The organism is Treponema sp. (assembly GCF_051883275.1).
GTDB lineage: Bacteria > Spirochaetota > Spirochaetia > Treponematales > Treponemataceae > Treponema_D.
The window spans coordinates 1-12,226 of sequence record NZ_JBJETK010000057.1 but is presented as its reverse complement, the minus strand read 5'-3'; the positions used below and the strand labels follow the sequence as shown (position 1 = coordinate 12,226).

At 45.5% G+C, this 12,226-nt stretch carries 11 protein-coding genes; 5 read left to right on the top strand and 6 right to left on the bottom strand.

From position 1 onward, the window contains the following. Nucleotides 1–17: 17 nt before the first annotated feature. Together ACI4L0_RS09150 and ACI4L0_RS09145 are read left to right on the top strand one after the other, a co-directional pair. Nucleotides 18–2,471, top strand: a complete 2,454-nt coding sequence (locus ACI4L0_RS09150; RefSeq protein WP_439799864.1) for a substrate-binding and GGDEF domain-containing protein — start codon at nt 18–20, stop codon at nt 2,469–2,471. Between the two features lie 343 nt (nt 2,472–2,814). Then, the gene (locus ACI4L0_RS09145; RefSeq protein WP_439799863.1) at nt 2,815–3,582 is read left to right on the top strand and encodes a transglycosylase SLT domain-containing protein; all 768 of its coding nucleotides are present in this window, start codon (nt 2,815–2,817) and stop codon (nt 3,580–3,582) included. Here ACI4L0_RS09145 and ACI4L0_RS09140 read toward each other — a convergent pair. The 6 genes from ACI4L0_RS09140 to ACI4L0_RS09115 all read right to left on the bottom strand — a co-directional run bounded on the left by ACI4L0_RS09140 (nt 3,579) and on the right by ACI4L0_RS09115 (nt 9,216). Then, a complete protein-coding gene (locus ACI4L0_RS09140; protein WP_439799862.1) occupies nt 3,579–4,427 on the bottom strand; it encodes a biotin--[acetyl-CoA-carboxylase] ligase in 849 nt (282 codons plus the stop codon). The genes ACI4L0_RS09145 and ACI4L0_RS09140 overlap by 4 nt on opposite strands. Continuing rightward, nucleotides 4,427–5,071, bottom strand: a complete 645-nt coding sequence (locus tag ACI4L0_RS09135) for a P-II family nitrogen regulator (protein ID WP_439799861.1) — start codon at nt 5,069–5,071, stop codon at nt 4,427–4,429. The genes ACI4L0_RS09140 and ACI4L0_RS09135 overlap by 1 nt, the downstream gene beginning before the upstream one ends. After that, nucleotides 5,068–6,585 (bottom strand): DUF1538 domain-containing protein, encoded by a 1,518-nt coding sequence (locus ACI4L0_RS09130; RefSeq protein WP_439799860.1) that lies wholly within the window; start codon nt 6,583–6,585, stop codon nt 5,068–5,070. The genes ACI4L0_RS09135 and ACI4L0_RS09130 overlap by 4 nt, the downstream gene beginning before the upstream one ends. A 141-nt stretch (nt 6,586–6,726) precedes the next feature. Next, nucleotides 6,727–7,212: an S-ribosylhomocysteine lyase gene (locus ACI4L0_RS09125; RefSeq protein WP_439799859.1), complete on the bottom strand. Its 486-nt coding sequence runs from the start codon at nt 7,210–7,212 to the stop codon at nt 6,727–6,729. 19 nt (nt 7,213–7,231) lie between these two features. Further along, nucleotides 7,232–7,888: an HAD hydrolase-like protein gene (locus ACI4L0_RS09120; RefSeq protein ID WP_439799858.1), complete on the bottom strand. Its 657-nt coding sequence runs from the start codon at nt 7,886–7,888 to the stop codon at nt 7,232–7,234. Continuing rightward, nucleotides 7,888–9,216 carry an aminopeptidase gene (locus tag ACI4L0_RS09115; protein ID WP_439799857.1) on the bottom strand — a complete coding sequence of 443 codons (1,329 nt, stop codon included), beginning with the start codon at nt 9,214–9,216 and terminating at the stop codon, nt 7,888–7,890. Before ACI4L0_RS09115 ends, ACI4L0_RS09120 begins: the two co-directional genes overlap by 1 nt. 171 nt (nt 9,217–9,387) lie before the next feature. Between ACI4L0_RS09115 and ACI4L0_RS09110 the strand changes: the two genes are divergently transcribed. The 3 genes from ACI4L0_RS09110 to serC all read left to right on the top strand — a co-directional run bounded on the left by ACI4L0_RS09110 (nt 9,388) and on the right by serC (nt 12,226). After that, nucleotides 9,388–10,044, top strand: coding sequence for a TetR/AcrR family transcriptional regulator (locus ACI4L0_RS09110; RefSeq protein WP_439799856.1), 657 nt, complete (start codon nt 9,388–9,390; stop codon nt 10,042–10,044). 24 nt (nt 10,045–10,068) lie between these two features. After that, nucleotides 10,069–10,926 (top strand): putative ABC transporter permease, encoded by an 858-nt coding sequence (locus ACI4L0_RS09105; protein ID WP_439799855.1) that lies wholly within the window; start codon nt 10,069–10,071, stop codon nt 10,924–10,926. A gap of 178 nt (nt 10,927–11,104) precedes the next feature. Then, entirely contained in the window at nt 11,105–12,226 is a 1,122-nt protein-coding gene (gene serC, locus ACI4L0_RS09100) for a 3-phosphoserine/phosphohydroxythreonine transaminase (protein ID WP_439799854.1), read from the top strand.

Genomic DNA, 12,226 nt, shown 5'->3' with positions numbered 1-12,226 from the left:
ATTATACTTATGGAACTATGCATTTAAGGAAAAGAGTTGCAATTATAGTTGATTATCTGGAAACTGAATATACCCAGCGAGCGGTGAAAGGCGCCCACAGTTTTCTAAAAAAGCATAATATGGAGCTTGTGGTCTTTCCGATAAGCACAATAAATGCTGTCAATTTTAATTACGACTACCAGAATCTTGCGGTTGCATCTCATGTGAATTCAAGCAACGTTGACGGTCTGATTTTCCTGACGTGTACGCAGCTGAACAATGTTTCACTTGAATATCTCAGAATGTACCTGAAGTCCTTTGCGCCGCTTCCGGTTGTTTCTGTCGGCTGTGAATTCGAGGACATTCCGAGCATAACAATTTCATGCCGCAAAAGCATGTGCCAGCTTGTGGAGCATTTGATAGTAAAGCATAACAAAAGAAATTTTGCGCTTATGTCTCTTGAAGGCGAATCCCAGGAAGCAAGGGAGCGCGAGGATGCTTTCAGGCAGACACTGAAAAAATATAAAATTCCGTTTGACGAAAGCAAAAAAATTTACGGCGGCTTTACTTATGATACGGCGATTGCCGCTCTGCGCGATTACAGGGAAAAAAAGGGCAAATTCGACTTTGATGCCATAGTTGCGCTGAACGATGAAATGGCTTTTTCCTGCCTGGACATTCTTAAAATGTACAACGAAAAAGTTCCGCAGCGGATAATTGTCACTGGCTTTGATGATGAAACCAGAGCGGCATGCGTAACTCCGTCCCTCACATCAATAAACCAGAATGTGGAAAAACAGACAGAAGCCGCGGCGAAAATGTTGTACAAAATCATCAACGGAGAAACTCCTCCCATAAAAAAAACAATAGTAACCTATCCTGTGTTCCGGCAGACGTGCGGCTGTATTCCGCTGAATGATAAAAACGGCACTGGAATTGGAGTCAAGGGCAACGTAATAGAGGCGAGCGTAAAAAACATTCTGGACTTCGGGCTGAAAAAGTGGTATGCAAACCGCAATAATTTTATTCAGATTATACAGCACTATTCGACTTTGCAGGCGGAAATCACACTGGACGAGCTGAGCCAGCGGATAAACAGCGACTTGATTTCCTATGGAATAAGCGCGGCTGCGATCTGCCTTTTTGAAACCCCGGTTACCACAGAGAGATTTGACTTTTTTAACTTTCCGAGCAAAACGTATGTTTTTTCTGCCTTTGACGAGGAATGTAATTTTATACAGAGCCACAGCGCGCAGAAAGTTTTCTTTGATCCTAAGAACGGCATGATTCCGGAAGGAATATTTTTGTCCATGGACAAAATGCAGGTCTGCACACTGTTCAACAATTCAATTATTTACGGCTACATAATTTACAGGCCCGGGGACTATGACTCGTCAATATATTCGATGGTCTGCAAAATGATTTCGTCCAGCATCGCAAATGCCGTTACATTCAGCCAGGCAAAAAGCATGCTTAAAAAGCTGGAAAAAGACTACAACAAGATATGCGAGGTTTCTGTTACAGACGAGCTTACGGGACTTCTGAACCGCCGCGGCTTTATTTCGATAAGCTCTAGAATTCTTGAGAATGCAATGCACAGAAAGGAAAAAGGCCTGATTCTTTTTGGCGACATCGACGGATTGAAGAAAATAAACGACACGCACGGACACGCGGCTGGCGACAAGGCAATAAAAAACGAGGCTGAAATTCTTAAAAAAACATTCCGCTCGTCGGATGCAATCGCAAGGCTCAGCGGCGATGAATTTGTGATTCTTGCGGCGGGGCTTGACCAGGAAAATTTCACAAGCCTGAAAAAGCGGCTTCAGGATTACTGCGCCAGCTATAACAGAGATTCCGGGGAACCGTTTACGCTTTCAATCAGCATAGGCGCGGCTCCTTACGGCGGAAAAAACGGATATAACATAAATTCGCTTCTTGAGCTTGCGGACACAGCTTTGTATGCGGAAAAAGCAAAAAAATATAAAAGAAAAGGAAAAAACATGAAAATCGATGCGAAATTTTATTCAGAGGAAAACAGAGTTTATTTTTTGAACGGAACAGAACTTGATATAAAAAAAGCAAAATCCATAGACGGCAACTCCTGCAAGAAAAATTCCGATCCTGAAAACGATGTGCTGTATACCATAACGGTTTCGCAGGAACTGACAGGAACGGAGGAAAATGCAAACGAGCTGTTTCTTGCTGAATTCCGGGAATGGCTAAAAAAACTTGAGAGCAAAAATTCCTTTGCAATCATCGCTCCGTTTACAGAAAAAAACGGAGGCCAGGCTGACGGTGAATTGATTACCGCAAGCTTCAAGCACTGCGCGCGCAGAATAAAGGACTGCGAAAATGTGATAGGCTTTTCAATTCCGGGAGGCGCGGATCCAGAATTCTTTATTTCGGAGCTGAGTGAAAAGCACAGCCATTATATCTTTTTCAGCTCGGACGAAAATCTGTCTAAAAGAAACGGCAAGATTGTAAAAATTTAATGTTCCGCCCCGGAAAATCAGATGCGCTTGAGCAGACATTGAATAAGCGAAATTTGCCCTGAAATTGCAGTTTTACGGCAGAATAATTTCAATGAAATGTTAGTATTTGCAAAAAAGCGCAATAATCTCAAAAGTTTTTCATAGAATTTACTTGAACATTTTTCTATTTTTTGTCAAAATAAATATTAGTAAAAGGCTTTTTGCTTATTTTAAGGGAAAGCCTGAAAGCAGTATGCAGTCCGCTCAAATGGATAAATTGCGCAGCTTGAAACTTTATTCATTGCGTAATTTTAAGGAATCTCGAAAATGCAATCGAGCATAGTTTTTATGGAGAACAGATAGAATGGATTACGAGCATAACTATTATGTCAAGCTTGTTTCAGGCACAATAGCCTTCAGCCTGTTTTTTGTAGCGCTTTGCGTGTGCACTCTTGTTTTTTTGCCGGCTGAAAAAGCATCGGAAAACACAGCATTTTCAGATGGCTCGGCCGCAGAAAATTCAGCTGAAAACACCGTGAACTATGAGTCGCTTTTTGACCAGGAATATCCAGAGCTTGTAATTGAAAATAAAAAGAAAAATGACGCTGGCCTTGTGCTTTACAAGCAGCCGCAGAGCAGAGCCGCTGTTGAATGGTATTATTCCAGGGTTGCCAACAGCCGTGAAGTGGCACAGGCTGTTCTTCAGTCAGCGGAGGAATTCGACATTCCGCTTTCGCTTGCATTTGCGCTTGCCCACACAGAAAGCAATTTCAAGGTGACCGCAATGCACAAGAACACAAACGGAAGCATTGACCGCGGACTTTTTCAGCTGAACAGCACAAGTTTCCCGAAGCTTGAGGAATCAGACTTTTACGATCCGAAAATTTCAGCGCACTATGGACTTGCACACCTGAGATTCTGCCTGAACACAGCCGGAAATGAAATTGCAGCTCTTGCCATGTACAACGCTGGCGCAAACAAAGTCAGAAAAAACAACACTCCGCAGATTACGCTTGACTACATTTCAAAGATTCAGAACTATAAGCATGATCTTGAGGACAACTTTGCAACTGAAGTTCTGGCTCTGTACACCACAGAAACACAGAAAAATCTGCTTGCAAAAAAATTCTAGGAACAAATGGCATGAAGAGTAACTTCGCCTGAATGAAGAATTTTTCTTGTTCCGTCATCCGTTTCTACCAGAAGCCCTGCATCGTCTGTGATGTCCAGGGCTTTTGCTTTAAAACCGCCGCCTTGCCCTATAATGGGATAAACCGAAATTTCTTTTCCAAGCAGCAGCGAAAGCCGCCTGTATTCGGGAATCACATTTTCCCCTGAGCGCAGAATGGACGCTATCTCATTCATGCAGCATAGCATTATTTTTCTGCCGGTGATGTTTTTTTCGTCCAGGCATGAATTGTCGGAAATTCCCCCGGCAGTGTTTTTTAGCTCCTCGGGAAAATCTTGGGCAACAAGGTTTATTCCGATTCCCACAACGGCGGCTTCAACCAGTCCGCGCCCTGAATCCACAATTCCCTCTGTGAGAATTCCGCAGACTTTTTTTCCGTTGAAGAAAATATCATTGACCCATTTTATCATGCAGTCTTTTCCAAGGAGTTTTTTTATTGCCCGGCACACTCCGACCGCGGAGCTGACCGTATACATTGCAGGGTTCTTGATTCCTCCCGGCTCCACAACTGAAAAGCTGAAGTAAACACCTGTGAATGCCGGTGAGAAAAAAGCGCGCCCGAGTCGTCCGTGCCCTGAAGTCTGTGTCTGTGCGGAAATAAGCAGATGGTTGAATTTCCTGCCGTTTTCCGTGGGAAATCCGTTGTCATCCAGAAGCGGTGCCATCGAATTTCCGCGGCGGACAAGCTCGGTGTTTGTGCTGTCAATTTCTCTGTATTCCTGTATTGTAAAATCCTTTATCCAGTCATTTTCAGAGGAAAGCTCAGCGCCTTTAAAGCTGCTCGGCATTATTTTTTTCCGAGGGTAGAAAATGAAGCTACCGAAGAGCAGAATATAATTCCGCTTCCCGGCTCCTGCAAGCACTGAAGATTCTTTACGGCTTCCAGAACTGCATCCTTCTTTTCTGAGTCCACGACAATCACAAGCATTTCTTTTTCCGGAACTATATGCATTCCAAAGAATTTTGCATCATCTTCGCGCGCAGTTCCCCTTGCGTTTATGACTGTTCCGCCGCCCGCTCCGGCTTTTCTTGCCGCCGCCATTGCATCATCCGCATAGCCTTTGTTCAAAATCACCGATATCAATGTCTGTTTTTCCTCTGTCATGCCAGAACCTTCCTTTCCTTTTATAACTCCGCCCTTAACCATTGTGTCCGACTCCAAAGCATAAAGACAACCGAAATTTCTGCGCTCGTTTTCGCATGCTTTCTGGATTGCCGAAAAAATTTTTTCCATGTTATTCTGCTCAACAAGAATAAGAACAAGCTCCTTTGTCTTGGCTCCAAGTCCAAGCGCGTCCGCCAGTCCGCTTGAGCTTACGCTTTTTCCCCTTAGAACAGTTCCTCCGAAGCTTCCGGCTTTTACAGCAGAGTCGGAAACAACTTCCGCTTTGTTCTGCGGAACTTCAGCCAGCAAAAGGTAAAATGCGCTCACTGTGCAACCTCCTTTTTCCTTGTCTTCAACTTAAATATAATTCCAAGAACCTGAATGGCAATCAGCGGTGTCATGGCGACAAGCGCAATCACTCCAAATGCCCCGGCCGCAGATTCAGTTCCGCTGGCAGAAGCCGCACCGATTGTAAACGAAAGAATAAATGTGCTGGTCATAGGCCCTGATGCAACTCCTCCTGAGTCAAAGGCAATTCCCATGAAAAGAGGAGGGCTGAAAAAAGTCAGAAGAAGAGCTGCCGCGTATCCGGGAATAAGAATGTACCACAGGCTGAATCCATACAAAATGCGTATCATGCACAGTGCAATCGATGCCGCCACCCCGAGCGAAAGTGTTGCGAGAATAACCTTTCTCCTGATGTTTCCGCCGCTCACTGTTTCAACCTGCTCTGTAAGAACCCAGACAGCAGGCTCCGCGCACACCGTTATTGCTCCGAGCAGAAGCGAAACCGCGATTATAAGGACAGTCCAGATTCCGCCCTGTGAAAACGCCGCCTGCCCGAGAACAGCTCCCAACATTCTTCCTGCGCTCATAAAGCCGCCTTCCGCTCCAACCAGAAACAGAACCAGCCCGAAAAAGCAGTACAGAATTCCCTGTGCGACTTTCCGGATCTGAACCGGCGGAAGCTTTAACAGCAGAATCTGAAAAAGCGAAAACAAAATTACAAGAGGAAGCATCGACATGAAAACTTCGCGCACAACTTCAGGCAGGTATTCAATGAAAACTGCGAGACCGCTTTGAAGATGCTCAGCGGAAGCTTCAGCAGAGTCAGCGCATGAGGAAGAATCCGCGCCGAAAAAATTGAGAATCATTCCGTAAAGACAGACTGCCGCAATAGGCCCTATGCTTGCAATTCCGGTCAGACCAAATGACTTGTCGCTGGACTCTCCGTCTTTTACAGAAGCTGAATGTCCGACTGAAGCCACGCCCAACCCTAGTGCCATGATAAATGGAACTGTCATAGGCCCTGTTGTTGCTCCTCCTGCATCAAATGCCGCTCCCTGAAGCTCCTTGGGACACATGAAGGCAAGCGAAAAAAGCACTATGTACGAAATAATAAGAACAGTTCTCAGCTTCAGCGAAAAAACAGTTCTGCACAACCCGATTGTTATAAAAAATCCCACGCCAAGCGCGATTCCAAACACAAGCCCCCACTTATTCACACTTGGAGCCAAATTCCTTATCTGGTCAGCAAGGACCTGGACATCCGGCTCTGCGACTGTAACCATGACGCCTATCAGAAAAGAAGCTGAAAGCAGCAGCGCAAGATTTTTCTTACTTGTAAGCGCCGCACCGCTCCGTTCTCCAATAGGAAGAATTCCCATGTCTACTCCGAGCAGAAAAAATGTAAGTCCCACAACAACAAGAATTCCCCCTGCGACAAAACGCAGAACTATATCAAGACTCAGAGGAGCAACAGTAACTGACAAAAAAAGGACAATCACCATTATAGGAAAGACGGAAAAAAATGTCTCCTTGAATTTCTGGAAAAGATCCATTGTATCTCCTGTAAGAAAATTTGCAGCGCACGTTCGCAGTGAAATGCGCGCTCTATAAATCTGGCCAAGGCGTGTTTTTGCTGAAGCCTTGACTCCGCCGTTTTTTGGGCAGTACCCCGAATGTGGAAATTCCAGGAGCCTCTATGACAGGTTCTTATAGCAGTTCCAGCCTGTTGTCCGAATTCCCTTGACCCAGCGCGCGGCAAGTTTTTTAGCTTCCTCCAGATTGTGGTCTGCGCAGTTTCCACATTCAACTTCAGTGCTTCCGGGAATTTCTCCTTCCCAGACTGAAATTTTTTCAAGGACATTGCACAGGTGCTCGGCGATGTAGGATTCCTCATGGTTTCCCCAGACTGTAAAATAAAATCCTGTTCGGCATCCCATCGGGCTGAAATCAATCACGATGTTCGGAAGCTCGTCCCTTATGTATTCCGCCACAAGATGCTCCAGAGTGTGGATTGCGCCTGTCTGCATACATTCTTTGTTCGGCTGGCAAAACCGGATATCGTACTTGCTTACAATATCGCCTTTTTTTCCTGTCTTTTCAGCGGCAAGACGGACAAAAGGAGCCGTGACCTTTGTGTGGTCAAGATTGAAACTGTCAACATTATATTTTTTTACCTGCATAAAAACCTCCGTTTATAATTTAATTCTTTTCCAAAATAAAATCTTCTATTTCTTTAGGTGAATTGAAAATAAAATCCGCGCCGCAGTCTTCGAATTCCTTTCTTGAGCCGAAGCCCCACAGAATTCCCGCGCACTTGATTCCGGCTGCATGCGCCCCGTCCACGTCATAGTGCCGGTCGCCGATCAGAATGCATTTTTCCTTTTGCATGGAAATTCCGTTGGATTCCAGAACATAATTCACGACATCGCATTTTTCAACACGTTTTTTTTCCTCCATGTCGCTTCCGCCCACAAAGTCAAAAAGCTCCAGCATTTCCTTGCGCTCAAGAATCTGCCTTGCGTACTCTTCCGGCTTGCTTGTTGCCACAAAAATTTTTTTTCCGCCGGAGCGAAGTGCCTGTATGAGAGGAACAATGCCGCTGTAAACGTCAGCCTCGAACATTCCGTCGCGCGAATAATATTCCCGGTAAACTTTCATGGCGTTCTGAATTTCAGATTCCGCAAGTCCGAGCGTTTTGGAAAAGCTTTCCTTTAAAGGCGGCCCGATCATTGTGCTGTAAACGGCGCGGTCAATATTCAGCCCGTAATGCGATACAACTCTGTCAAATGAATTGAAAACGCCTCTTGAAGTGTCCATGAGCGTTCCGTCAAAATCAAAAAAAATGTAGTCGAACATCAGGACATCTCCAGGAAAAGCTTGTAGCCCTTGTAAGCCTGGCGAATATCTTCCTTGGAAGTTATTTCCCATGGAGCATGCATTGCGAGCACTGCGACACCGGCGTCAATGACATACATTCCGTATTTTGCAGCAAGATGCGCGATTGTTCCGCCGCCGCCCTGGTCAACTTTGCCAAGCTCCGCAAACTGATACGCTACATTTCCGGCATCGAGAATGTTCCTGAGTTTTGCAATGAATTCAGGGTCTGCATCGCTTGCCCCGGATTTTCCGCGCGAGCCGGTGTATTTCTGAAAGACAAGTCCGCCGCCAAGAAACGAAGCATTGTCCTTGTCGAACAGATCCGAGTTCAGCGGGTCGTATGCTGAATTCACATCGCTTGAAAGCATGCAGCTGTTGTTCAGGCAGCGGCGCACTGAAAGCTCCGAGTAAGCCCCGAGCCTTGCCACAACCTCTGCAACCGCATTTTCCATAAAATGGCTTCCCATTCCGGTTGCTCCGTAGCTTCCGATTTCTTCCTTGTCAACGCAGATGCAGCACATTGTCCTTGAAGCAGTCTGGACATCCATCATTGCCTGGGCAGAAGTGTAGGCGCAGGAGCGGTCGTCCTGTCCGTAGGCTAAAATCAGGCTTCTGTCAAACCCCAGATCTCTTGGCTCTCCGGCAGGCACAACTTCAAATTCAGCGGAATAAAAATCCTTTTCTTCGATTCCGTATGATTCCTTTAGAATATCAAGGACTGCTTTTTTTGCCTTGTTTTTTTCCTTGTTCTCTGAATTTTCCGGCAGGGGGAGAGTGCTTCCGCATATCACGTCAAGATTTTCGCCGCTTATAAATTCCGAGGCGATTTCCTTCATCTGCTTCTGGGCAAGGTGCGGAAGAATATCGGAAATGCAGAAAACCGGGTCTTCGGGCTTTTCGCCTATTGAAATGCGCACTGTCGAACCGTCCTTGAGGCAGACAACTCCGTGCAGGGCAAGAGGCAGCGCGACCCACTGGTATTTTTTTATTCCGCCGTAGTAATGTGTGTTCAGGTACACAATGAAATCCTTTTCATAAAGCGGATTCTGCTTTACATCGAGCCTCGGGGAATCAATGTGCGCCCCCAGAATGTTCATTCCGTCCTCTATGGAGCCTGTTCCTATGTGAAAAAGCGCAATGCTCTTGTTCCGCTTGCACACGTAGACTTTTTCGCCTGGATGAAGCGAATCGGCATTGTCAATGTTTTTGTAGCCGTTTTTTTCCGCAAGCTGAATTATCTGGGAAACGCATTCGCGCTCTGTTTTTCCTTCCGCAAGAAATTTTTTATAATTTTCAACTATGTCCACTTGATTCCTCCAGTCAAACTTTTTTGGATTATAGCACAACAGGCGCTAAAAGTCAGTCCGGCAGCACCCGGGAATTCAGTCTTTGCTGTTTTGTGAGGACGAATTAAACTGCCCTTTACAATCCGCGACTCTTGCGTTAAACTAACGAACGGTAGCACAAGCGAGGTCTGTATGTCGGAAAAAATAACAAGAGAAAACGTAATAAAATCCCTTTTGGACACATCGTTTTACAAGTCCGCGGGCGGCACAAGCCTGTCTGACATCGCGGATTCCCTTGGAATAAAAAAAGCTTCCCTGTACAACCACTTTGAAAGCCGCAGCGACATAATCGAGCAGACAACAAATTCCTGCTCTGAATACCTGAAGAGCCTTTCGTTCATTCCGTCGGAAATTGAAAGCGTGGCGAAAAAATATCCGGTTGAAACCGTGCTCAAGGGAATTGTGAGCCGCTATGTAAAAATGCACGAAAAGCCTCCGCTTTTTCAAATCTACACTTTTATAGAAAGCCAGAAGTATTTTGATCTCAGGGCTGCAAAGATTGTGCGCGAGCAGAACGAAAAGCTTGAGTCCCAGACAGAAATTGTCCTTGAAACCATTCTGCGCCTTGGAAAAATAAAAATCGCAGTGGAGCAGATTCCCGGCATTGCAAAATGGTTCTGCTCCGGAATAAACGACCTTTTGAACCGCAGGCTTTTGGACAGAAAGCAGGCCGTAATGCAGAATCCCAAGAGCGGTGAAGGCGAGCTTTTTACGCTTCAGGCTGACGACAGGGGAATTGAGGAAATCAACGGGCTTGTTGAGCAGTTCACCAGGCTTCTGTGCATTTGAAAAAGGCACGCGGAGGTTGAAGAAATGCCTTCTATAGACACCCAGCATCTTTTTCTGCTTTTTATTTTCTATTCATTCGCCGGATGGATAGGCGAGGAAATATGGGTTTCTGTGCTTTATAGGAAAATCGAAAAGCGCGGAATGTTGCACGGGCCGCTTTGTCCTATATATGGATTCGGCGCGCTCATAATTCTTTTTGCAATCTATCCATGGCGGAACACCTGGCTCAGGCTTTTTGTTGCCTCTGCGGTTCTGGCTTCGATTCTTGAGTATTTTTCAAGCTGGCTTCTGGAAATGATTTTCCACACAAAATGGTGGGATTATTCAGGGCATAAATTCAACCTGAACGGCAGAGTGTGCCTTCTGAATTCCTGTGCGTTCGGGGCAGGCGGCGTGGCGTTCGGGCATTTTCTGCATCCGCTGGCTTCAGACCTTGTGTTTTCAAGCGGAATTCAGCCTTTTGTGCCCGCGGCCTATTATATTTTCAGCACGATTCTGGGAATAGACGTTCTGTTCACTGTAAAGCGGCTTGTTAGATTCAGCGAAACCATGGAAAAACTGAAGATGCTCGGGGAGCAGCTCATGGAAAAATACGGCAGCGAGCCATGGTTCAGGGATGCTGATCTGCATGCAATGATTCATTCTGTAAAGGCTAGAATCGAGTCCGGCTCAATCCAGGCGAATGAAAGGCTTAGGCAGCGGCTTGAAAAATTTTCCAAGCGGCAGCGCAATGAGGAGCGGCTTTTCAGAAAATTTCCTACAATGTCCAGCCGTGAATACAGGCTTCCGCTTGACCACATAAAGCAGACTTTCCGGGAAAGCCTAGAAAGCAAAAAGGCGCAGAAATTGCAGGCGGCGAAAAAAGCTGAAAATCAGCACTGAAAAACTGTGAAATTTTTCACAAAAAAGTGCTTTTCGGGACAAATTCCATGTTTTTTTTCAGTTTTAGAGCCTTAAAAATAAATTTTCATAGAAAATGACATTTTTTTTATATAAAATGTAGGAAATCTCAGCAAAAATATTGTGATTTTTTTCACAGAAAAATTTAAAGGGGTGCAATATGTCAAGAGTGTACAACTTTTCAGCCGGACCTTCCTGCCTTCCGGAAGAAGTGCTTAAGGAATGTGCTGCAGAAATGCTTGATTATAACGGAACAGGTCAGTCCGTGATGGAGATGAGCCACCGCTCAAAGGCGTATGAATCTATTATCGAGGATGCAGAAGCAATGGTTCGCAAGCTGATGAACGTTCCTGACAATTACAAGGTGCTGTTCGTGCAGGGCGGCGGTTCTACCCAGTTTGCAATGGTCGCAGAAAATCTTGGAATTCATACAGGAAAAGCTGCATACATCAATACCGGCGTCTGGGCAAAAAAAGCTGCCGCAGAGGCAAAAAAACTCGGCATAAAAGTTGACGTAATCGCTTCAAGCGAAGACAGGAATTTCTCCTATATTCCGAAAGTGCAGAAAGTTGAAGGCGACTACGACTACGTATACATCTGCTTCAACAATACGATTATGGGAACTCACTATGAATATATCCCTGATACCGGAAACATTCCGCTTGTTGCAGACATTTCTTCCTGTGTTCTTTCAGAGCCGATTGACGTAAGCAAATTCGGACTTCTGTTCGCAGGTGCGCAGAAAAATCTTGCTCCGGCAGGCGTTACGCTTGTCATCATCCGCGAAGATTTAATTACGGAAACTCCGCTTGCAGGAACTCCTACAATGCTTTCCTATAAAACGCACGCTGACAACGGAAGTATGTACAATACTCCGCCGTGCTACACAATCTACGTGCTTGACAAAGTTCTTCACTGGATAGAGAAAAACGGCGGTGCAGAAGGAATGTACAGGCGCAACAAGGAAAAGGCAGATTATCTGTACGACTTCCTTGATTCTTCTGATTTCTATCACGCAACTACGGAAAAGGGAAGCCGCTCGCTGATGAATGTTCCGTTCCTTACGAAATATTCTACGGGCGCATCTGACGAAGCAAGCCTTGCAAAGGAAAAGGAAATCAACGACAAATTCGTAAAGGAAGCTGCGGCTGCCGGTCTTGTAAACCTTAAAGGTCATCGTCTTGTAGGCGGAATGCGCGCTTCTATCTACAACGCAATGACGCTTGACGGCGTAAAGGCGCTTGTTGAGTTTATGAAAAAATTTGCCGCAGAAAACGCATAA